The organism is Wolbachia endosymbiont of Encarsia formosa, assembly GCF_039540065.1.
In the GTDB taxonomy this organism is placed as follows: domain Bacteria; phylum Pseudomonadota; class Alphaproteobacteria; order Rickettsiales; family Anaplasmataceae; genus Wolbachia.
Genome location: NZ_CP154278.1, coordinates 1089557 through 1112548, shown reverse-complemented (window position 1 = coordinate 1112548; position 22992 = coordinate 1089557). Strand labels below are relative to the sequence as shown.

Annotated in this window: 18 protein-coding genes and 1 pseudogene; 11 read left to right on the top strand and 8 right to left on the bottom strand. The window is 33.9% G+C overall.

Annotation, left to right across the window (positions count from 1 at the left end; translation table 11 throughout):
- Positions 1–176 precede the first annotated feature (176 nt).
- The 5 genes from AAE962_RS06000 to AAE962_RS05980 form a co-directional block, all read right to left on the bottom strand.
- Positions 177–497 (bottom strand): hypothetical protein, encoded by a 321-nt coding sequence (locus AAE962_RS06000; RefSeq protein ID WP_343288973.1) that lies wholly within the window; start codon positions 495–497, stop codon positions 177–179.
- A gap of 112 nt (positions 498–609) precedes the next feature.
- Positions 610–1734 (bottom strand): phage major capsid protein, encoded by a 1125-nt coding sequence (locus tag AAE962_RS05995; protein ID WP_343288972.1) that lies wholly within the window; start codon positions 1732–1734, stop codon positions 610–612.
- 732 nt (positions 1735–2466) lie between these two features.
- Positions 2467–3147: an orotidine-5'-phosphate decarboxylase gene (pyrF, locus tag AAE962_RS05990; RefSeq protein WP_343288971.1), complete on the bottom strand. Its 681-nt coding sequence runs from the start codon at positions 3145–3147 to the stop codon at positions 2467–2469.
- 37 nt (positions 3148–3184) lie between these two features.
- A complete protein-coding gene (locus AAE962_RS05985) occupies positions 3185–5719 on the bottom strand; it encodes a hypothetical protein (protein WP_343288970.1) in 2535 nt (844 codons plus the stop codon).
- Between the two features lie 41 nt (positions 5720–5760).
- Complete coding sequence (locus tag AAE962_RS05980; RefSeq protein WP_343288969.1) at positions 5761–8208, bottom strand: valine--tRNA ligase; 2448 nt, start codon at positions 8206–8208, stop codon at positions 5761–5763.
- 147 nt (positions 8209–8355) lie between these two features.
- On the opposite strand from AAE962_RS05980, the gene AAE962_RS05975 reads away from it, so the two are divergent.
- Positions 8356–9006 carry a hypothetical protein gene (locus AAE962_RS05975; protein WP_343288968.1) on the top strand — a complete coding sequence of 217 codons (651 nt, stop codon included), beginning with the start codon at positions 8356–8358 and terminating at the stop codon, positions 9004–9006.
- A 96-nt stretch (positions 9007–9102) separates the two neighbouring features.
- Here AAE962_RS05975 and AAE962_RS05970 read toward each other — a convergent pair.
- Positions 9103–10291 (bottom strand): annotated as a pseudogene (locus AAE962_RS05970) (cbb3-type cytochrome c oxidase subunit I).
- On the opposite strand from AAE962_RS05970, the gene AAE962_RS05965 reads away from it, so the two are divergent.
- From AAE962_RS05965 to AAE962_RS05945, 5 genes are all read left to right on the top strand, one after another.
- A complete protein-coding gene (locus tag AAE962_RS05965) occupies positions 10200–10397 on the top strand; it encodes a hypothetical protein (protein ID WP_410543844.1) in 198 nt (65 codons plus the stop codon). The pseudogene AAE962_RS05970 and the gene AAE962_RS05965 overlap by 92 nt on opposite strands.
- 53 nt (positions 10398–10450) lie before the next feature.
- On the top strand, positions 10451–10627 hold the full coding sequence (locus AAE962_RS05960) for a hypothetical protein (protein WP_343288966.1): 177 nt from the start codon (positions 10451–10453) through the stop codon (positions 10625–10627).
- An 84-nt stretch (positions 10628–10711) separates the two neighbouring features.
- On the top strand, positions 10712–11821 hold the full coding sequence (locus AAE962_RS05955) for a PQQ-binding-like beta-propeller repeat protein (protein ID WP_064085945.1): 1110 nt from the start codon (positions 10712–10714) through the stop codon (positions 11819–11821).
- Positions 11814–13193: a dihydrolipoyl dehydrogenase gene (gene lpdA / locus AAE962_RS05950; protein WP_343288965.1), complete on the top strand. Its 1380-nt coding sequence runs from the start codon at positions 11814–11816 to the stop codon at positions 13191–13193. The genes AAE962_RS05955 and lpdA overlap by 8 nt, the downstream gene beginning before the upstream one ends.
- Positions 13194–13195: 2 nt before the next feature.
- Complete coding sequence (locus AAE962_RS05945) at positions 13196–14116, top strand: tyrosine-type recombinase/integrase (protein ID WP_343288964.1); 921 nt, start codon at positions 13196–13198, stop codon at positions 14114–14116.
- 206 nt (positions 14117–14322) lie between these two features.
- On the opposite strand, the gene gatB is transcribed toward AAE962_RS05945, so the two are convergent.
- On the bottom strand, positions 14323–15753 hold the full coding sequence (gatB, locus tag AAE962_RS05940) for an Asp-tRNA(Asn)/Glu-tRNA(Gln) amidotransferase subunit GatB (RefSeq protein ID WP_343288963.1): 1431 nt from the start codon (positions 15751–15753) through the stop codon (positions 14323–14325).
- A gap of 199 nt (positions 15754–15952) precedes the next feature.
- Positions 15953–16933, bottom strand: a complete 981-nt coding sequence (gene pdhA / locus AAE962_RS05935) for a pyruvate dehydrogenase (acetyl-transferring) E1 component subunit alpha (protein WP_343288962.1) — start codon at positions 16931–16933, stop codon at positions 15953–15955.
- Positions 16934–16998: 65 nt separating this feature from the next.
- Here pdhA and hemJ point away from each other — a divergent pair, with 65 nt between their 5' ends.
- The 5 genes from hemJ (at position 16999) to AAE962_RS05910 (ending at position 22869) form a co-directional block, all read left to right on the top strand.
- The gene (hemJ, locus tag AAE962_RS05930; RefSeq protein ID WP_343288961.1) at positions 16999–17427 is read left to right on the top strand and encodes a protoporphyrinogen oxidase HemJ; all 429 of its coding nucleotides are present in this window, start codon (positions 16999–17001) and stop codon (positions 17425–17427) included.
- A 154-nt stretch (positions 17428–17581) separates the two neighbouring features.
- Positions 17582–19093 (top strand): HlyD family type I secretion periplasmic adaptor subunit, encoded by a 1512-nt coding sequence (locus tag AAE962_RS05925; RefSeq protein WP_343288960.1) that lies wholly within the window; start codon positions 17582–17584, stop codon positions 19091–19093.
- A 556-nt stretch (positions 19094–19649) separates the two neighbouring features.
- Positions 19650–20414: a cytochrome c oxidase subunit II gene (gene coxB, locus AAE962_RS05920; RefSeq protein ID WP_343288959.1), complete on the top strand. Its 765-nt coding sequence runs from the start codon at positions 19650–19652 to the stop codon at positions 20412–20414.
- A gap of 15 nt (positions 20415–20429) precedes the next feature.
- The gene (gene ctaD, locus AAE962_RS05915; protein ID WP_343288958.1) at positions 20430–21980 is read left to right on the top strand and encodes a cytochrome c oxidase subunit I; all 1551 of its coding nucleotides are present in this window, start codon (positions 20430–20432) and stop codon (positions 21978–21980) included.
- Between the two features lies 1 nt (position 21981).
- Entirely contained in the window at positions 21982–22869 is an 888-nt protein-coding gene (locus tag AAE962_RS05910; RefSeq protein ID WP_343288957.1) for a heme o synthase, read from the top strand.
- Positions 22870–22992: the final 123 nt, after the last annotated feature.

Genomic DNA, 22992 nt, shown 5'->3' with positions numbered 1-22992 from the left:
CCAAAGGAGGTGCTCTTTTTAACAGTTTGCTATAGTGACTATGCATTAAGAGATTGACTAGTATCAGTAGCGTGTTGTTTTACTTCTAGATCAGTAATTTTTGAACTTAATAAAAGCCTTTTCATTTCTTCTGGTTCATTATCACCATAAACTTCTTTGCCATCTAGGGTACCAACTTAATTAATAGATAGACATATATTACCATCTTCCATTATCGTTTTCGAGTCGTAACGAACTGTAATATACAATAATTCATCATTAAAATCTGAACGAAATTCACAATCAATTACATTACCATCTTGATCTTTATTTTTTGAAAATATTATATCTTGCAACATAACCAACCCTATTTTACCGTTGCTCAATTTTACAAAAGATAACCCATGGTCACTTACTAGGTTTGCCTTATTAATAGACCACAAGTTTTTAATGCTGTCCCAGATTGATGAAATTTTTCCTGCAATCCACTTAAAAAACTTTTTTATACTTTTCCACATATTTTACTCCTTAAATTAATAATAAATTTACCAAATTATGATATAAAGAATATTATATGTCAACTATTTTATAAAATAATATAAAACATTAGTGCTTATTCGCAATTTTCAACTATTTAATAGCGCTGGTGTTTACAACTTCCCCGCCTACACGCTTATTGACAAAAAATCTAACATAAGGTTTGTTTGTATAAGGGTCTCTCAGTATCCTCATTCCTCTGTTATCCAAGATCTTATAAGCTTGTTTGAAATCTGCTACTGCAATGACTGTAGGTGGCATATCAGCAGATTGATATACTGGTATTCCCATTAAAGTATCTGGAGTCTCAAGCGATAAACTCGGCTGCCAGAGATATTGACCTGTATCAGATTTTAGTAGCCTCACGTCCTTTAACGTACTCTTGTTCATTAAAAATGATGCATTTTTAGAGTAATGTTCATTTAGAGAGTAGTACAATATCATTATGGCGTCGCTGTCTAGCTTATCAGCTTTGATTTGCTCTATTTTATCTTCGTAAGCTAAAATTCCTTTAGGCTGAAAAGTGCCATCACCTTTAATAAAGGCTTCATTCTCTTTCTTACTGAAAGTTTCGGCAACCTTTTCTACAAGCCAACTTTCAACATTGACAAATGCATCATCGAGCAATTTTTGTGATATTTGCGGATGAGCATAGAGCTCATAAGTTGTGATGGAAATCTTTTGAATTTTAGGTGTACTTGTGTCTTGTGTAAAATCATACTTAGATTTATAGCCACCATCTTCGTCCTCTACGACTTCACCACTCCAACCTGCACCAGCACGGTCACAATCCTCTATAATATAATCCAATGTTTCAGTAGAGATTCTTTGACTAGAACATATCTGCCGCATTGGAGATGAATCAGCTATACGCTTGTTTATGCGTTTTACAATATGAGGAGTAACTAAATACCCTCCAATATCATTTTCATCTCCACTTAGGGTTTTGTGTGATAACCTGTTTTCCATTCCTTTGCGAATATAATCAGAAAAATATTTATCACCTGTATTAAAATCTGTGCTAATCTCTGGGCGTTGAGCTGAGGTTTCAATAAAATCTAAGCGCTCTTTGCAATTATCAATATTACTATTTATCTTGCATAGCTGCTCAGGCCCTTTGCTTTCGATTTCTTTTAGTTTACGATCATTTATTAGTTTAAATTGCTCCCATGATGAAGCAAGTTCATTAACACGGTGAGTGATATCAGTAAGTGACATAATAGCCTCCTTTAAAAATAAAATTAGAATAGTTATTGTAATTTGAAGGTAATCTTTATCAGTAATCTCAGCGTTGTCATGCAAACTGCATTCAGAAAAAAGACCGGTGAATGGCAGCTTAGTATAACTCAAACGCTTGTTTACAACCAGTGCTGGGAGGCGCCCTAATGGTAAACAAAGTTCATACAACTGTGACGTATAATGCTCGTACCTGCCATTTACCTGTCTTTTTTCTGGATTCTAGCATTGGCTTCATGAATGATTACTTGTTGAAGTAAAAAAAGCAGTGTAGCATTACACCACGCTAAGTATTATACTTAATTGTCAGTACTATACATCATCCATTTTTTTTGTGTCAAGCACTTTATTTTCACTGAGTAGGAGAATGTGCAAATAAAGTACGTAGCCGTATAAAGCTAGGATCCATTTTTCTATCATCACCAGAAACGTTGATTACTTTTATACCTGTAAATTTAACTGGATCCCAGTTTCAGGGCACTGGGATGACAGAAGAAAAAGGCCTGTATCGGCTACTTCGATGACACTCACAGCCCTGTCATTCCAGCGCGTGACGCTGGAATCCAGAAAAAAAAGAAAAATGGTCAAGCACTGGGATGACACCCATTTAGTTATCTTTTCTCGTCTACCTTGTTTTGCCACCCTGCTGAACGGATACATACCGTTTGTTGCTTTTATTCTATGGTACCTTATCTACCTTACCGCTCTCCTGCTTCAATCAGTAAGGGATTTCAATATTAATTCTGCACTACTTGCGGGATTGCCGCTTTTTGTAATTGGTCTGCCAATTACGATATAATCAGCTCCTGAATTTATTGCTTCTTTTGGTGTTGCTGTCCTTTTTTGATCATCATGACCTCGATTCATACGGATTCCTGGAGTAATAATTTTAAAGTCTTTACCACATTCTTGCTGCACCTCTTGAGCCTCTAGTGCAGAGCAAACTATTCCATGTAGACCAATCTTTTTTGCAAGCTTTGCCAGCAAAATTACCTGTGATTTTGTTTCTCTTGCCACTCCGAGTTCTCTCAGATCTTCATTGATCATGCTGGTTAGTACTGTTACTCCAATTAGCTTTATTTTCTTTCCTTGCACTACACTTAGTGCTTCTTTAAGCATTTTTGTTCCACCACTGATATGCAATGTTAGCATTTCAACATCTAGAGCTTTTATTGCTTCAACTGTTCTGGCTACAGTGTTTGGAATATCATACAATTTTAGATCTAAAAAAATTGGTACATTGCATTTTGCAACTTCTCTCACTCCAGAAGGACCATGTGCAGCAAAAAATTCTAACCCAAGTTTTATCATGCCAATCTTATCACGCAGAGCATTAGCTAAAGATATAGCTTTATTCAAATCTTGTGTATCTAGTGGGCATATTATTGGGTTCATTATCTTGTATAATTTTTTTTTATAATAAAGCTAGTTATTATGTTTTGTAAATACCTTCACTCTGATTAAGTTCATAAGATTCTGTTAATAGTGAATTTGGCGATTTGGTTGGTGTGGCAGGTAGTGATTCATATCCAAGATCTCCCATTGAAGCTTCTTCTAATGGTCTATAATCTTCACCTGGCGTGAATTGAACAAGTTCACCTAATATAAATTTTATTTTCTGAGTCTCCCCTAATATTATTTTTTTGCTATAATCTTTAATTGTTTCATTTTCTCTTATCGATTCTTCTATCTTATCTATCACATATTGAAGTTGTTTTATTTGACTGTCTCGCTCTAAAAGTGAATTTCTTAAATTTTTCACTTCATTATTACAATCTTGTCTTATTCTGCCTAACTCAAAAGACTGATTTTTAATTAAACCATCTGCTTTATCTAGCTCTTCAAATTTCCTTTTTAACTCTTGAGATAAGTTTTTATTTTTTTGATTAATTTCTTTAAATTTACATTGTAATTCACCTAATTCTACACAAAGTTCTTCTTGCCTTTTATATAATTCTTCTTTTTGTGTATATAGCATATGTTTCTCTTTACGTAATTTATCTATTTCCTTAGATAATTCCTCTTTTTCTTTGGATAATTTTTCTATTTCCTTATGCAATTCTTCATATTTATCATTGTCTATTTTTCTTTTCAATTCCATTATTTGTTTTTCCCTTTCAGTTAGATTAGCTTCTTTTTCCTGTAACTGTTTACACAAATGCAAGATTTTATAATGTAATTCTTTTTCTTGTGCAGCAAGCTCATCTCTTTCTTTCGTTATTTTTTCTAATTCGTCTGTTATTCCAATTATAAGGTTCATTTTTACTTCTAATTTCTCCTCCAAAGATTTTTTTTCTTTAAGAAAAGATTTCCTCTCATCTTCTATTTTTTGACCAAATTCTTTTCTTCCTTGATCAAGATTTCTTTCTAATTCTTTGATCCTATTGAGATACCCAGCTTCTTTCTCTTCCGATTGATTACCTAGTTCTTCTAAATATAAAGTTAGTTTCATCACTTCTTGAGTTTTTTCATCTAACTTTTCTTGTAATCGTCTTTTTTCTTCTTCTAAATCCGATGATTTAAGTATTAAATCATAAGTTTCAGAACTTTCTTTTTGCAACTGCGCTTCTAACTCTGCTATTTTTTTCTCTTTCTTTTCTAAACATGTCATCAATTCTGTTACTTTTTTATATTCTAATTCATGTGATTGACTTTCTAATCTCTGGATTTGATTATATTTATCATCTAATTCTTTTTTAGTATCATTCAATTCTTGTTCTAACCTTCTATTTTTATTCACTAATTCATCCAGTTTAAGATATGATCGCTTTCTTTGATCAGTTAGTTTTTCTATTTTGACAACTAGAACTTTAGCATATTCTTCCAAGCGTTGCTTTTCTTGCACTAATTCAGCTTTTTCTTTACTTAACTTTTGTATCTCTCTTTGTGCTTTCCTTAACTTCGATTCTAACTCTTCCTTCTCTACTCTTCTCTTTTCAAATTCACTCTCTACCGAATCACTTAGCTGCTTGAGTTTTTGTTTTACTTCATCCAAAACTTCATCTTTTTTCCTTACCTTTCCATTTAATTCATATACCTCTCTCATTTTTTGCTGTAATTGTTCTAATATAGTTTGATTATTTACAGTTAATCTTGTATTTTCTTTTTCCAATTTATTAATTCTTTCGTTTAAGCTTTCATCTACAACTTGTGCACTTTTGTCTTGCATTTTAGTACTGTCTATTTGAGCTTCTTTGCTGCCACGCTCAATTTCTTGAGTTGTTTGAATGTTAATATTTCTATTACTATTTTCTATCACAATCTCAGATGATTTATGATTGCCTTTCTCCTTATTTCTAAATTTTATTTGATACAAGAATAAGTTACCTATTTTTACATCTTTATTTGCTTTCAATTGATCATCAGTAACACGATTACGCTCGATAAGTTCTATACCATTAGCATCAATATTAATTATAATAGTGCACTTTTTTCCGTCCTCATCACACCAATTCAGAGTCATTTCGTATGCACCATCAGTTACAACATAGTGCCTTATTCCTTCTTCAGAAACAAAACCGTGCATTCCATTTTTTCCATTGCTATGTAGAGTTGAAAACCCTTCAATTCCATTATCTTGACAGAAATTACTATTCAAAAACTCACTGACTTTGAATTTGTTTTTATTAGCTCCCAATTTAACTTCTGCACAACTAACATATATTGACACTGTTTCAACACCACTTTCAATATACCCATTCAATACTTTTTTAGCCTTATCTTGAAGCTCTAGTCTCGCCTCCTTTACATTATTGAAATCTTGGATAACGGCTTTATACACTTCATCTTCATTAAAATTGGCATTGTATTTTATTAAAAAAGATAATATGTGAAAACTAGCTACAGCAGTGTGAATTGATTTATTCTTTTCTTTTATCTTACCGAGCAAAAACAAAAACCTTTGAATGAAGTCATGATAATCATCTTTTTGTTCTTCAATTTTATTATCATATGTATTATCAATCATTATTACCTCACAACTAAATAATTAGTATAGTAATACGAATGCTAAGTTACATCAATCAATAAACTTACAGTAAATTTTCCATTCTCAGTTATAAGCTCTGCTTCTGTACTCTCAACCCATTCTATCACTTCAGCATTGCAAACTAACTGCAAATCATGCTGAGCAGAATAATTTAACTCATCCTCTTTTACACTCGCTTTTATCATCAACTTTTGTATAAGATGCTTAACTGATACGTTATTATCTGCTTTTATTTTTCTCACAAGGTTTAATATCTGCACGAAATTATCTCCCATTTCCTCAGAATACTTATCATAGATAAGTTCTTCCTTGTTAGGCCAATTACTTTTATTGTGAACGGAATTATAACTATACAACTGATGATATATTTCCTCTGTAATGTATGGCAAAAATGGTGCAAATAACCGCAAAACAATGTTCAATACATATGCTAAACTTTGTTTCGCACTTGAATCATTTCCATACGCACGTTTCTTTACTAGTTCCAAATAATTATCACAAAAATCCTTCCAGAAAAACTCCTCTACTGCCTCCAAAGCTTCGCAGTATTCAAACTGTAATAGGTTATTTGTTGCTCTTTCTATAACTTTGTATAACTTAGACAATATCCACTTATCCATTGTCTCGTGAGCAGAATTTATGCTCAATGCTTGATGTTTTTCCATAAACATGGAAACAAATTTGCTAGCATTCCAAAGTTTCGTAACTAGGCGCTTGCCAATTTTGAATATATTTTCAGAGTAGACTGTATCAACTCCCAGCCTTGAATTCGCTGCCCAATATCGTACTACATCAGCTCCATAAGTTTCAAGTATTACATGAGGAGTGATGATGTTACCTTTTGATTTACTCATCTTTTTTTTATCATCAGATAAACACCAACCGCTGATCATGATATTTTTCCACGGCAGTGAATCTGCATGATAATGCGCCTTCAAAATCGTATAAAAAGCCCAAGTTCTTATTATCTCATGGCTTTGACTGCGTAGATCTGCAGGAAATATCTTCTCATACCGATGGTTTGGTAAACCGATCTCACTGTTTACTGCTAGTGCACTTAGTTGAGGAGTGATCGCACTTGTGGCCCAAGTATCCATCACATCTTGATCTGGAACAACCTCTTCTTTACTATATCCTTTTGGCAAATCTTTAAGTTGATCTATAGGTAAATCTTTTACTTCAGCTAAAATAATTTTGCCTTCTTCTCCTTCACGCTTTGAATACCACACTGGAAATGGCACACCAAAATAACGCTGTCTTGAAATGCACCAGTCCCAATTTAGCCCTTCTATCCATATCTCCATACGTTTACGCATAGATTCTGGATGCCATCTACATTCTCTCACTTTATCTAACACTTGAGCTTTTTGTTTTAAAGTATTGATAAACCACTGATAAGTAGGTAATATCTCGAGTGGCGCACCAGATCTTTCCGCACACTTAACAGAATGAGAAATGTTAGTGCTTTCTATCAAAAGGCCCTTTCCACTCAAGATTTCAATCATCCTCTTTCTTGCTTCTTTAACTTTTAGTCCATGGATCCCAGTGTCAGCTACTCGGATGACACCGTCACAGAGGTTCATCCTCCCATCCTGATCAATAATAATTTTCATCGGCAAGTTATGTTTTTGCTGCCAATATATGTCAAGCTCATCACCAAATGTACAGCACATAACAAGCCCAGTACCTTTATCTATTTTTACCTTATCATCAGCTATTATTGGAACTTTTTCCCCTGTAATTGCCACTATGGCTATTTTTCCAATCAGATGTGCATATCGTGCATCCTCTGGATGATAAAAAACTGCAACGCATGCTGGTAGCAATTCAGGTCGTGTAGTTGCAATATGAATCTGCTCATTTTCTTCAGTGGAAAAAACTATCGTGTTCAAAGATGACTCAAAGACTTTATCTTCTATTTCCGCTTGCGCAATTGCGGTTTTATCAATTGGGTCCCAAAGAATAGGTTGCATTTTCCTGCATACATACCCTTTATTATATAGATCAACAAACGACATTTGAGAAAGTGCCACAGCTTCCTTGCTGATCGTGTGATATTCCAAACTCCAATCATAACTAATGCCGACTGATTTAAATAGTTCCTTGAATTCTTGCTTTGATTTCTCAATAACTTCATGGCACATCTCTATAAATTTTTCTCTGCCAACTTCTTTTGCACGGGTTTTATAGGTTTGTTCAACCAATCTTTCAGTGGGAAGCCCGTTATCATCAAACCCAATTGGATAGAATACATCTTTTCCCAGCATACGCTGAAACCTTGCAATAAAATCCGTATGGCAATAGCTAAATATATGACCGATGTGTAACTTTCCAGATATCGTTGGTGGAGGCGTATCTATAGTGAAAGTATTATCCTTTTCACCATTCCATTTATAAATTTTACTTCCTTCCCATAATATGTTGTATTTATTTTCAATTTCTCTAAAGCTATATTTTTCTTCTAACATAAATACTTCTTAAGTTTTAAGCTCTAAGTTAGCACAATTGAGCAAATACAGCAATTTTAATGTCTGACATTTTAGTTTATAATACAAAATTTCTTGATTTTAGTTTTTTATGTATTACACAATAAATTTTTAGTATTGAGGTTTATTATGCTTAGTTTTTCTGATTTAAAAGATCTCGCTGATGCTCTATACGATAGAACGTATCTACCTTCCAACGGAAAAATAAAACTAGCAGAATTGCTTGAAGACGTGTTGGAACTAAAAGGTAAAAAAAGCCCGGAAGAGGCAATAGCTACATTAAAAAGCAAAATAAGAAATGAACTAGAAAATAAAGTATCAAATGAAATGAAACAAAAGATAGGTAAGCTTGAGCAGCTAGAGGTGGAGAATAAAGACTTAAAAACTAAAAAGGATAAGGATGAACGGTTAAATAGATCCTTAGAATATGCAAGGAAGACAGGTCAGAACGAAAATATAGAATTAAAAGCTGAAAAAAATAAACTAAATACTCAAATCCAGCATTCACAGCAAGAAAAGAAAATATTAGAAGTCAAAAATGGAGCAAATAAACAACTAAAAGAAAAAGCAACATACATCGCTACTGCTAGTACTGGTCTTGCTGTTGGGTTAGTAGTGTATATTACACTTGAACATACAACTAAATTGGACATGTGGTTAATCGTTGTTATAGCAACAGTATCTGCATTCTTAGCTGGTAGTTTAATAATGAAACCTAGCTTTCAAGTAAATGGAACACAAGAACCACAAGGAGTAGCAAATGAGAGTTCAATAACTTGACATCTATATTCTCATACTTGAAGCAAGTTATTTAAACCATAATACAAAGTAAGTATGGTAATTTTACACTAAAATTTTTAGTTTTGTTTCTGTGGGTTAGTTGGTACTAGCCTTGCCTTTAAGAAGATGTAAAATCACAATTATTACGAATAACATTCCACCAATAACTGATATAGCTCCACCCGTAATAAAACAAGCACGTGCCAACATTGATGAAATACTTGGCCAGATCTGCAACTTTTCTTAAGGCACCATATCCACCAAGCCAAACAAGTCCAGTAATGTGGAGAAAATGTCCCGAGCTATATGCATAAATCTGTAATCTTACTATGGAGCTTTTTATTTCTTTACAGCCCAATTTTGGTAACAGCCAGTAGACAAAATTCATAAAAGCTATAGTAATACCAACTACAGAACCATGATAATGCGCAGGGATAGTGACATTTCCTTCAATAGTTAGCACTCCAAGCACACCTCCATAAATGAACAATACAAACGAATGGAGAAGATAATTACCCTTATCATTGAGCAGAGTTTTTATGTTACAATACACTAATATTGTTAAAAAGCACGGCAGAACTGCTCCAGCAATTCTCATATGCCAGGTAAAAAACTGTATCAATTCAGCACTATCCGCCGAATAAATAAAGTATATAAACGGCGCACCTACGGTCAAAACTGTGTTTATAAATAGTGATAAAATGGTAATTTTATTTAGACTAATATAGCGAGCATTCAGTATGATCAAATAAACTAAAAACATTGCTTGAGAAAAGGCAAACTGCAGTAAATGTCCGCCTCCCCAGAAGAGATATTCGTAAAATATACTCTTATCTAAGTTATATATGTCTGCCGGCATGTTATTATATGCTAAAACAAAGCAAAGAAATGACGACACAAGTATAATAACCAGTCCAATTTGCCCAACGGAGGCTTGTTTATTCGATATGTAGGTAAGAGCTGCATTTATCAATATGCTGGCAGCAAACAGACTTAGTCCAAACAAAAATAATTTGTTTTGTAACACCGGAATATAGTTGCTTTTAATAACTTCAGTGTTTGGAACAAATGCGGATATAAACATCAGCAACATGGAAAGGGTCGATAGAGCCCATAAAAAGTTGAGCCATTTACTGGTGTTTTGTAGATTTATGATAAAGAGTAGAGATATTATGGAGCACATCCACACCAAAATTGATAAATTCACGTGTATCACCAGTGCATTATCAAAAATATATTGTGCAGAAGGAATAAGGGAGGAAATGAAAGGCAATCGCAAAAAAATAACAATTATTGACAATAATCCAGAACAAGCAAGGTCAAGTACTGCCAAGAATATCCATCGCCTGCAAAGTGAAGCGTTATTTTGTATGTTGAGCATTTACTTTTAGATACTATAGCATTAAGACAATGTACATTTTTCAAATTGATATGCATAGTTTAAATGAATGACATTACAACAATATCTTTCATCGTTAAAATGCTGCGTCCATTTCCATTTCATATTGGGGTAATATTACTGACAGAGTTAGTCTGGGCTATCGAAATGTGTTTTAATCAATACTTGATAAAAATTATTACAGTAAGAGAATCTTTACATAATGGCATGACATTACGTTAATGCTTTTGATCCACAATTAAGAACATTTTCGTTGTGATTTACGTTTCTAGTATGTATATTAATGAATCTTGTTTTCACTAAATAATGAAAATAATAATTGTCATGATAATGTTATTGTATAGTAACTATACAATGGCAAGCGAACGAATAAGTTTAGTAGATAAAAAATTATCTCAAGGATATGTAGCTCCAATACTTACAGAAAATAGCGTTATTTTACCAGACAAGCACGGTACCTTATATTCCTTTGATATCGATAACCCAAGAGTTATAAATTGGAAATTATACCTCTCAAGTAGGAAAAAAATTGGTAATATGAGTTTATCGAGCTACAAAGAAAATGTTTTCTTTGTAGTGGATAACATTCTACACACAATAGATGCGAAAACAGGGGAGATTCAATGGGAAAAAGAATTAAGAGCTCCGGCAAGAGGGAAAGCAATAGTAATAAACAATAAGTTGGTAGTATTGACTATTGATAACTATCTACATGTATTTGATATAAAAGATGGCAGCCCCATTTGGGCTTATCAAAATGGTATAAATGAGGTTCGAGGTTTATATTCCATCTCACCAGCAGTCTCTAATGATAAAATAATGGCACCATTTTCAAATGGAGAGTTAATAGCTTTTAATGAAGAAGGTAAAAAACTATGGAGCCAAAAATTAGCTACAAATCTTTTAGACACACAGCTTACAGATGTAACTACTACACCTAGAGTACACGATAATATCTTAATAGCTACGAGCAACTCTTATATTTATAGCATTGACGTAAACTCAGGAAATATTTTATGGTCAAGGCCACTACAAGTAAAAAGTATATCAAACATTGAGTCATATTATAGCCCTCTTATTCCTGCAGAGAAACAAAAAGAAGGCGGAAGAATTTTCATGGTGACTAAAGATAATAAGGTAATTGGCATCGACATACAAAGTGGAAAAACAGTTTGGACATCTGATTTTATAGAGAATGTGCAATTGTTTGTTCCAATTATGTATGCCCATACGCTTTGGGTAACAAGTAATAAAGGTTCAATATTTGCTTTTCCTGGATCTGAAAGTACAGGAAGGGTAATTAAAATACCCGTTAATGTGTTTCATGCTCCAGTATTTACCCATGGTAAGATGTATATAACGACTGAAGGAAATGGTGTTTATTCTTTAGAAAATAGGTTTGTTTTTTATGACTGATTATGATTTGATTATTATAGGTGGTGGTCCAGGTGGTTACAAATGCGCTATTGCTACTGCAAAACTTGGACTCAAAGTTGCTTGTATAGACAAAAATAGCATTTTTGGTGGCACGTGTTTGCGAGTTGGGTGTATACCATCAAAAGCATTACTCCATTCCTCTTATCAGTATGCTAGCGCGAAAAATAATCTATCAAAACTTGGCATAAAAGTTAAGGATGTAAGTCTCGATTTGAGAGAAATGATAGGCTATAAAGACGCTAGAGTTCAGGAGCTTGGAAAAGGCATAGAATATCTGTTTAACCTTTACAAAATTACTAAGATCAATGGACTTGGAAAAATTACTTCTTTTGATCAAGGCAACCTTGAAGTTTCAGTTGAAGGTAAGGTGCTGAAGACAAAAAATATAGTAATTGCAACCGGTTCTGACGTTATTTCTTTGCCAGGAATTAATATCGATGAGAAAAGTATTATTTCATCAACTGGTGCATTGTCTTTAACTGAAGTACCAAAAAAACTTGTCGTAATCGGAGCAGGGGCAATAGGGCTTGAAATGTCTTCTGTATGGAGGAGGCTAGGGTCTGAAGTCACTGTAGTAGAATTTTTTGACAGAATCTCTGCAGCAATGGATGGAGAATTAAGTAAGTCTCTACTTTCTAGTCTACAAAAACAAGGAATAAAATTTTTACTTAGCACTAAAGTTGAGGTAATAAAACAAAGTAGTAACTCTTTGAGTGTGAAAGTTTGCTCTGTAAAAGATAATCAAACAAACACTATAGAGGCGGATAAGGTATTGGTGGCAGCAGGACGCAAACCATGCTCTGAGGGTCTTGAAAAAATAGAAAAAGACAGTCGTGGCTTTATTAAAGTCAACAATAGTTATGAAACCAACTTAAAAGGAATATTTGCTATTGGTGATGTGATTGGTGGAGCAATGCTTGCTCACAAAGCTGAGGAAGAAGGGGTGGCAGTTGCAGAGATACTAGCAAGGCAATTGCCTCACGTTGATTATGAAATCATACCGTCAGTCATTTACACCCACCCTGCAGTTTCTTCAATCGGTAAAACTGAAGAAGAACTAAAAAGTGCTGGTCGAAAGTATAAAGTTGGTAAATGTCAATTTGCTGCAAACGGTAGAGCAAAAGTCACTGACGATGCTGAGGGATTCGTGAAAGTTCTGACTTGTAGCAAAGCAGATACAATACTCGGTGTACATATCATAGGAGCATACGCTGATACGCTAATCAATGAAGCAGCGGTTGCAATGGCATATGGTGCAGCAGCAGAGGATATATACAGAATTTGTCACTCTCATCCTGATATAAATGAAGCCTTTAGGGATGCGTGCATCGATGCTTTCTTTAAAAAGTAACTGTGGACCTCGGTTCAATCATTGAAAAATGGTATGATTGGCTAAAGTACAACAGGTCTTACTCACCAAACACTTTGGAGTCATACATGAGGGACCTCAAAGATCTTATAAGTTTCCTAAATACTCACATTAGTGAAGAAGTAAATGTTGGCTCTTTAGAAAAATTAAGCATACCTGAACTGAGAAGTTGGTTTACCTATCGTTATACAAGAGGTGTAAATGCGAGATCTAACACTCGCGCATTATCAGTAATCAGAAATTTTTTCAAATATATAAAAAACAATTATGAAATAAATAATGAAGCGGTATTTTCTTTATCAAGGCCAATTCAGAGAAGAACTCTACCTAAAGCACTTTCAATATCTAACATAGAAACTCTATTGAAAGAAATGAAATTGCCTGATCTAGGAGAGCCTTGGGTGGTAAAAAGAGAAATTGCAATTGTCGTTCTGCTATATGGTACGGGTTTAAGAATCACTGAAGCATTGAATCTTAAGGTTAGTGATATTAGCAATGAAAGTTTAATAGTAACAGGTAAGGGAGATAAACAAAGGCAGGTATTTATTCTTCCAGTAGTAAAAAAGTGTATACAAAAATATATAAAAGCTTGTCCCCACTTTGACGAAGCGGGACATCTTTTTGTGGGGGTAAGAGGAAAAAAATTGGGAAGAACTTATGTTGCTAATCGTTTGCAAAAAATAAGAAGATTTTTAAACTTACCAGAAATTTTATCTCCACATGCATTTCGCCATAGTTTTGCTACTCATTTGCTTCATGAAGATATTGATATAAGATCAATACAACAGCTGCTTGGACATTCAAGCCTTGAAACTACTCAAGTTTACACTCACCTAAATTATCAAGATGTCTTCAATATGTATAAAAACTTTCAGAAGAGTTTGAATAAAAAATCAAAATCTTAACTTCGTCTTAAATCGATAATATTACCGAACTGAGTGCTTGCAACATCATTCAGTACTATACTTGCTTTATATAAGCAATAGTGACCAGCAGAGAGAAAGCAAAGCGTTTTGCAAAAGGTTGTGAATAGAATAGACAGCAGAATTTAAATTAGAAGCTATGTAAAGAAACAAGTCAAGCAAATAGCAAAAGATCTGGGATCGTACACCTAGGCACTCAATTTTAATTTTTCACTCAAAATCAAGTTTACGACATCAGGGCTAGCTTTTCCTTTGGTAGATTTCATAACTTCACCAACAAAGAATCCATACAATCTTGTTTTACCACCCTTATATTCTTGAACTTTATCTTGGTTGTTATTGATGATTGTATCTATTACCTCTGAGATTTGACATGTGTCAGTTATTTGCTTGAGATCCTGCTCTTCTATAATAAGGGATGCAGGCTTTCCAGTTTCAAACATAATATCAAAAACTTGTTTACCAAGTTTAGCAGAGATCGTTCCATCGACGATAAAGTCGAGGAGCTCGGATAAAGCATCTGCTTTAATCGGGGAGCTAACAATATCAATATTTGCTTTGTTTAAACGACCGAAAAGCTCGACGGTTAACCAGGTAACTGCAATCTTTGAATCGTGCTTTCTTACCAATTTTTCAAAATAATCAGCAATTTCTTTATCAGAAGTGATAACGTCTGCATCGTATTCATTTATACCTAATTCCTTTATGTATCGAAGTTTTTTTTGATCTGGCAACTCGGGTAAAGATGATTTAATAGAATCAATTTTGTCTTGGCTTATTTCAACAGGTAGTAAATCAGGTTCAGGGAAATATCTATAGTCACTTGAATCTTCTTTGCTTCTCATCACTTTTGTTTTTACTAAAGTGACATCAAACAATAAGGTATCTTGACTTATTTCTCCTCCGCTTTCCAAAATTTTGATCTGCCTTTGTGCTTCATAATCTATAGCTTGCACAATATAACGTATTGAATTTAAGTTTTTTATTTCACAGCGAGTGCCAAATATGCTACTACCCTTTGGGCGAACGGAAACATTTGCATCACAGCGAAGTGATCCCTTTTCCATATCACCATCACATGAACCGATATAACGCAAAATCTGCCTCAATTTTTTCATGAATTCTGCAGCTTCTGCAGATGACCGAAGATCTGGCTCTGAAACAATTTCCATTAAAGCAACCCCTGCACGATTTAAATCTACGTAAGTTTTGCTTTCTTCATGAATACTCTTTCCTGCATCTTGTTCTAAGTGAATTCTTGCGATTCTTATTTCTTTTCCATTATTATTGATAAACACTTTACCATTTTTAACTATTGGCTCAAAGAATTGGGTTATTTGGTAACCTTGTGGTAAATCGGGATAAAAATAATTTTTTCGATCAAAATAAGAGAATTTATTAATTTCTGCAGAAAGTGCAAGACCGGTACATATTGCTTGCTCTATGCAGAAATAATTTAATATTGGCAATGTACCTGGCATTGCCGCATCAACTAGAGAAACTTGAGTATTGTGCTCAGTACTAAATTCCGTTAGTGAACTAGAAAATAGCTTTGTCTTAGAAGAAACCTGAGCGTGTACCTCAAGTCCAATTACTGTTTCCCAGTTTTCTTTTGTCATGTATTTTACTCAACTAATAACTTTATATTTTGCAAAATAGTACAAAAAGTCAAATAAAACTCATTTAACCTATTATTTAAGAGAGGTATATATCAATAATATAAGATTTACTTTACAGTTTCTATTGGCTAGGGTTGTTATATTACGCGCTGCCAAAAAATGTCTATAGTAGGCTAAAACATAACTTGATGGCAACTGATTATCCAATAAATTTATAAACATCAGTATACAACTCATCAACGCTTGGCTCTTTACTATTTTTGGCAAAATCTTCCGACCTTTTTACTAAATCTCGTATTTCCTTATCAATAGCTTTGCATTCTTCATCAGAAGCGATTTTATTTTCTGTTATATACTGCTTTAAGGTGCTTATAGGATCATGATTTTGCTTCATATCTTCAACTTCTTCTTTTGAGCGATAAGTAGCAGGATCTGACATCGAATGGCCACGATATCTATATGTCTTCATTTCAAGTAAGAGAGGTCCTTTCCCCCCACGTACGTGCTCAGCTATTTCACTTGTTATCTCATAGACAGAGAAAAAATCCATTCCATCAACTTGTTTTCCAGGAATACCAAAACTCTCTCCTCTTTTATATATTTCAGTTACTAAAGTTGATCTTTGCACAGAAGTTCCCATTGCGTATTCGTTATTTTCTATGATGTAAACCACAGGTAATTTCCATAAAGCTGCCATATTAAATGATTCATATACTTGTCCTTGATTTGCAGCACCGTCACCAAAATATGTGAATACAACGTTATCTTTTTTCTTGTATTTATTAGCAAATGCTATTCCTGTACCAATTGGGACTTGTGCACCTACTATTCCATGTCCACCAAAGAAATTTTTTTCAACATCAAATATGTGCATGGAGCCACCTTTGCCTTTTGAACATCCTGTTTCTTTGCCCGTGAGTTCTGCCATTACAACATTTGGATCAGAATCACATGAGAGCATTAAGCCATGGTCTCTATAGCTTGTGATAAAAGCATCACCAGGTTTTGATGCAGCTTGAGTCCCAACTGCAACTGCTTCTTGCCCTATTGATAAGTGACAGAATCCGCCTATTAATCCCATTCCGTATAATTGTCCTGCTTTTTCCTCAAATCTGCGTATGAGAAGCATTTTTCTGTAGAATCCAATCACCTGTTCTTTAGTGAAATTTTCTGCTTTCATATTGACTTTCTTTTATTAAATTGAGATCATACCAGAAATTTTTAACATTTTATAATACTATCTACATGGACTACTATCACTGGCTTGAAGCTTTTCACGTTATCTCTGTAATTATGTGGGTGTCAGGTATGCTATATTTGCCAAGGCTTTATGTTTACCACGCATCTGTAAAACCAGGGTCAGAAAATGACAGCTTACTTCAAATAATGGAGAAGAGACTCCTTAGATATATCATAAATCCTGCAATGCTTTTCTCCCTTAGTTTTGGAATTATGCTAATGATTATTAGGGAAGCATATCGCGAAGGGTGGTTTCATGTAAAAGCGCTAGCATTATTCTTGATGTTTGCTATTCATGTCCTACTTGCAAAGCATAGGAAAAATTTTGCAGTGGGCTTGAATAAGAAAACTCACGTTTATTTTCGTGTTTTAAACGAAGCAGTAACAGTGTTAATAATAATTATAGTTATTATGGTTATTGTAAAACCTTTTTGATTTTCTAGCCTAATGCTGAACTATTGAATGGAGTATAAGAATTGTTACTAAATAGTTTATTCTGATGTTCCGTAGTCTAAGTAAACTACTTAAGGTATAGATTCTTTGTTTTTGTGTGTTATCCTGGTTAACAAGAATTCGCAGTAGTATTATAATGAGTAAGTTAAAAAAGCTTAGTGCTGGACTTTCTTTGACAGGCTTGATTGGTAGTGATGATATAGATATGCAAAGGGCAGGAAATAGAAAGAAGAAATATCAATTTTTGGATAAGAAGTTCGCATGGATTGATGCGATGATAAATTTTATTTTTAAACGTGAGAGTAATAACGTAAATGAAGTCCTAAAAGTCACATGGGGACCACTATTTTTTGGTTTAGTGGTGATATTCATCTTTTTTGGAATAGGTGGTATTTGGTCATCTATAGCTCCAATTGACGGAGCAGTGCATGCAAGTGGAGAAGTTATTGTCTCTTCAAATAGAAAAATAGTGCAACACTTGGGTGGGGGAATAATAAGCAAAATTTTAGTAAAAGAAGGTCAAACAGTTAAAAAAGATGAGCCTTTAGTTTTATTAAGTGATGTTAACGAAAAGGCAAATTTGAGTATAATTAAAGAAAAACTCTTATCATTTTTGGCAACTGAAGCAAGACTTATTGCAATTAGGGGAGACTTAGATACGCTAGAATTTTCTGATGAGGTTAAAAGATTATCTAACGATGAACTTGTAAATAAAGCGATAAAGAATCAGGTAAAGTTGTTCAACTCTCAGAGAAAGAGTATATTAGGAAAAACTGACATACTGCAACAACGTATAAAGCAGTTAAATGATGAATTAGCAGGGCTAAATTTTCAACTAAATGCAGCCCATAAGCAATATGACTTGATAACTGAGGAGTTAGAAACAAAAAGACAATTACTTGATAGTGGCCATATAAGCAAACCACACATTTTAGCTTTAGAAAAACAATTTGCTGAAATTGAGGGTAGAGTTGGACATTACCGTTCTGCAATATCTCAAGTACAGCAAAAGATTGGAGAAAATGAGTTAGAGATTATAAATGTGAAGAATGATGCTCAAGAAAGAGCAAATGCTGAGCTTAAGGAAGTTAATACATCTATTGCAGACTTAAAAGAGAGGATGATGGTTGCTGAAGATTCGTTAGCACGTACAATAATTAAATCACCTCAAGATGGTATAGTTACAGATATAAGATACCACACTGAAGGTGGTGTTATACAATCTGGAGTTCCAATCATGAGTATAGTACCATCAGATGATGATCTAATAATAGATGCTAAAGTTCTAACCAGAAACATAGAAGAGATACTGTCAGCAAAAAAGAAAGATAGTAATATAGTCTCTATCGACGGACTAGAAGGGCTGAAAGTTAAAGTAAGGCTGAGCGCTTATAGTGCACGTCGCTTAAGTTTAATTAACGGTATAGTAAACCATATTTCCCCTGATGCTCTTGATGATCCAAGGATGGGGCGTTATTATTCAGTGCGAGTGGTGATACCAAAATCAGAACTTGCTCAATTTAAAAACGTATACCTATATCCTGGTATGCCAGCAGAAGTATATATAGTTACTCAATCCCGCACTCTTTTATCGTTCTTGTTTACACCTATAATTGCAACATTCGATAGATCTTTCATAGAGAGATAATTTATTTTGCTTTTCTAAAAAATTTGTTTACAGAGTTTGATATGCAAAAAAATTTACACACAAGTAGTGTATTATTTTATAATTATTTTCTATAATATGTAAATCTTTGATTTAAGATGCAAATGCTAACGTAAACATTAAAGGTTAATTAGTAAACTCAGCTGTATAATAGAATTAAAGGAATTAGTAAGATTTTTACCTCAATGAATTATAAATAGGCAAACTTACCTAAAGTTTAATAGTGTCTGTTACTGCTTTTAGGTGTGAGGCTAGAGGGTTATTAGCAATAACAGACACTATTAAACTTATTATAGAACTTCCTTAAAGTAAATACTTAACTTAAAATATTATAATATTTTAAGTTAAAATAGATTCATGTAAATGCTTTTTCCTCAAGTTAGTATCGTATTAGTATATTCATTAAATTCTAAAAAAACATTAATCATCATTTACTTTTGATTCAATATTTAGCAAAACACTTGTGTACATTCTATAATTTCTGTTTGCATAGTAAGTGTATATATATATTATTATACAGTTAGTTTTACAGCAAAATATGGTGAAGTTATTTGCATTATTGATAATGTTTTACTCAAACATATCAATTGCTTCTGCTCCTACTTCTTGGCAATTTGGATTTCCTGCTCCTGCAACTGAGATAATGGAGGTTGTAGTTAAGTCACATTCGTTTGTGATGAGTGTAATGATTGCAATTATGCTTTTTGTATGGGCCCTTCTTGCTTATGTAGTATTTCGCTTTCGTAAGGGCAAAGTGAAAAATGTCAGTAAAATAACTCATAATATCTTTGTAGAAATTATCTGGTTTGTTATACCAACGATTATTGTTGGGGTATTGGCTTTTAAAAATGCTGAATTAATTAAACTACAGGAGAAAGTGCCAAAAGCTGACATAACACTAAAAGTTATTGGTCATCAATGGTATTGGAGTTACCAGTACCCAGAATATCAAGGTATTTCATTTGACAGCTATATAAAAGGAAAAGAAGACTTTACCGAAAGAGATTTAAAACTATTCTCTGTTGAGAATAACGTTATTTTACCTATCAATACTAATATTCGTTTACAAGTGACAGCAGGAGATGTAATACATAGCTGGGGAATACCGGCTTTTGGTATAAAAATTGATGCAATACCAGGTAGGCTGAATGAAGCATGGTTTAACGTTACAAAGCCAGGTATTTATTATGGGCAATGTTATGAACTATGTGGTCAAGGTCATGGATTTATGCCAATTGTTGTTGAAGCAGTGAGTAAAGAAGATTTTAATAAGTGGATTGAAGATAAAAAATTAGTAAGTTAAGTTTGGAGTATAGATATGAGTGATGTACCAAAAGGTATAAGACGTTGGCTGTTTTCTACTAATCACAAAGATATAGGGACACTATACATTATTTTTTCCATATTAGCTGGAATTATTGGTGGATTATTATCGGTAATTATTCGTACTCAGCTAATGCACATTAATATACTTAACAATAATTACCAGCTATATAACGTAATGATTACAGGGCATGCGGTAATAATGGTGTTTTTTATGATAATGCCAGCCTTAATGGGAGGATTTGGTAATTGGTTCGTACCTCTCATGATTGGTGCACCAGATATGGCATTTCCTCGTATGAATAATTTAAGTTTTTGGTTGTTAGTTTCATCTTTTATTTTGCTTATCCTCTCGGTATTTGCTGGCGAAGGTCCTGGAACAGGATGGACTTTATACCCACCTTTGTCGCAAATTATGTCCCACCCAAGTGCAGGAGTTGATCTTGCTATACTTGCACTTCATATTGCTGGTATGTCATCAATTGTTGGGGCGATCAACTTTATAGTTACCATATTCAATATGCGTGCAAAAGGTATGTCACTAACTAAGATACCACTATTTGTTTGGTCTATTTTACTCACGTCATTTATGTTAATTGTTGCCTTACCGGTACTTGCTGGTGCTATAACTATGCTGCTCACTGATCGTAATATAGGTACCTCTTTTTTTGATCCTGCTGGTGGTGGTGATCCTGTGTTATTTCAACATCTGTTTTGGTTTTTTGGTCATCCAGAAGTTTACATAATTATTTTTCCTGCATTTGGTATCATCAGTCAGATTGTGTCAACTTTTTCTCATAGGCCAGTATTTGGTTATATGGGAATGGTTTATGCCATGATAGGAATAGCAACGTTTGGCTTCATGGTTTGGGCTCACCATATGTTTACTGTTGGGCTTAGCGAAGATGCTGCTATATTTTTTAGCACTAGCACAATTTTCATTGGTGTTATAACTGGTGTAAAAGTCTTTAGTTGGATTGCAACTATGTGGGGTGGAGCGATTGAATTGAAGACACCAATGCTGTTTGCATTAGGTTTTATTTTCATGTTTGTTGGAGGTGGTATAACCGGAATAATTCTTTCTCACGGTGGAATAGATAAGATTTTGCACGATACCTATTATGTCGTTGCTCACTTTCACTATGTCATGTCGCTTGCTGCATTATTTGGAGCTTTCGCCGGTTTTTATTATTGGATAGGCAAAATGTCAGGTAAGCAATATAACGAGTGTTTAGGAAAGATACACTTTTGGCTCACTTTTATTAGCACCAATGTCACTTTCTTACCCCAGCATTTCCTGGGATTAGCAGGTATGCCAAGGCGTATACCTGATTATCCTGACGCGTTTATCCCTTGGAATTATATATCCTCAATTGGTTCATACATGTCCTTTCTTTCAGTTATGTTTTTTGTATTTATAGTTATACATCTCTTTAAGTTAGGCAAAAAAACTGGAGATAATCCTTGGGAAGGTGACACTTTAGAATGGACGGTATCTTCACCACCGCCTTTTCATACTTTTGAAAAACCACCAGTGATAAAATAGAATGTACACAAGTGTTTTGCTAAATGTTGAATCAACAATACTGGATTTTTGGCATTTGATGAAGCCAAGGATAATGTACCTTGTAGTGTTTACTGCAATTGCTGGAATGGTTGCTGCACCAGGTAGCATTCATCCTTTCCTTGCACTAATATCTCTTATGTGCATTGCTATTGGTTCAGGATCTGCAGGTGCAATAAATATGTGGTATGACAGAGATATAGACTTGCTTATGGAGAGAACAAAAAACCGCCCTATACCTTCAGGTATAGTTTCTGCAGAAAGCGCGCTTGAATTTGGCATAACTCTTGGAATATTGTCAGTATTTATCATGGCAATAGCAGTGAACTATGTTTCTGCTGCTTTGCTTGCAATTAGCATATTATTTTATGTTTTTGTGTATACAATTTGGCTCAAAAGGCGTACTCCGCAGAATATTGTTATTGGTGGTGCAGCAGGTGCTTTTCCTCCAATGATTGGCTGGGCGGTTGTAACTGACTCTGTAAGCTGGGAAAGTTGTATTCTATTTTTAATAATTTTTATGTGGACTCCACCACATTTTTGGGCTCTATCCTTAAATAGATCTGAAGATTATACAAAAGCATCGATTCCAATGTTCAATATCGTTTATGGTCCAGAAAAAACGAGGAAATATATATTAATCTATAGCGTGTTACTCGTATTAACTAGCTTACTTCCAGCACTATTTTTGAAAAAGGCTCTATTTTACCTCAGTATGGCAATTATTGAAGGGTGTGTTTTTATTTGGTTTGCTGCATCCGTTATAAGGCTTAAGAGTCATAGCTCGCAGAAAAAAATGTTTTCTTATTCGATTTCTTATCTATTTTCTCTGTTTGCCAGCGTTATTTACTGCTCTATTGATTTGTTTTAACCATGAAAGAACATAAAAACTATCTTTTACTTTCTCTTCTAATAATGCTCGTTGTAGCACTTTTTTTTATTTCCATAATAAAATTTAAAGGTGCGGCTTAAATTGCCTCTATATCTATAAAAA

Coding starts and splice junctions, on each gene's coding strand:
- AAE962_RS06000 (WP_343288973.1), bottom strand. CDS start 497: ATGTGGAAAAGTATAAAAAAGTTTTTTAAGTGGATTGCAGGAAAAATT.
- AAE962_RS05995 (WP_343288972.1), bottom strand. CDS start 1,734: ATGTCACTTACTGATATCACTCACCGTGTTAATGAACTTGCTTCATCA.
- pyrF (WP_343288971.1), bottom strand. CDS start 3,147: ATGAACCCAATAATATGCCCACTAGATACACAAGATTTGAATAAAGCT.
- AAE962_RS05985 (WP_343288970.1), bottom strand. CDS start 5,719: ATGATTGATAATACATATGATAATAAAATTGAAGAACAAAAAGATGAT.
- AAE962_RS05980 (WP_343288969.1), bottom strand. CDS start 8,208: ATGTTAGAAGAAAAATATAGCTTTAGAGAAATTGAAAATAAATACAAC.
- AAE962_RS05975 (WP_343288968.1), top strand. CDS start 8,356: ATGCTTAGTTTTTCTGATTTAAAAGATCTCGCTGATGCTCTATACGAT.
- AAE962_RS05960 (WP_343288966.1), top strand. CDS start 10,451: ATGAATGACATTACAACAATATCTTTCATCGTTAAAATGCTGCGTCCA.
- AAE962_RS05955 (WP_064085945.1), top strand. CDS start 10,712: ATGAAAATAATAATTGTCATGATAATGTTATTGTATAGTAACTATACA.
- lpdA (WP_343288965.1), top strand. CDS start 11,814: ATGACTGATTATGATTTGATTATTATAGGTGGTGGTCCAGGTGGTTAC.
- gatB (WP_343288963.1), bottom strand. CDS start 15,753: ATGACAAAAGAAAACTGGGAAACAGTAATTGGACTTGAGGTACACGCT.
- pdhA (WP_343288962.1), bottom strand. CDS start 16,933: ATGAAAGCAGAAAATTTCACTAAAGAACAGGTGATTGGATTCTACAGA.
- hemJ (WP_343288961.1), top strand. CDS start 16,999: ATGGACTACTATCACTGGCTTGAAGCTTTTCACGTTATCTCTGTAATT.
- AAE962_RS05925 (WP_343288960.1), top strand. CDS start 17,582: ATGAGTAAGTTAAAAAAGCTTAGTGCTGGACTTTCTTTGACAGGCTTG.
- coxB (WP_343288959.1), top strand. CDS start 19,650: ATGGTGAAGTTATTTGCATTATTGATAATGTTTTACTCAAACATATCA.
- ctaD (WP_343288958.1), top strand. CDS start 20,430: ATGAGTGATGTACCAAAAGGTATAAGACGTTGGCTGTTTTCTACTAAT.
- AAE962_RS05910 (WP_343288957.1), top strand. CDS start 21,982: ATGTACACAAGTGTTTTGCTAAATGTTGAATCAACAATACTGGATTTT.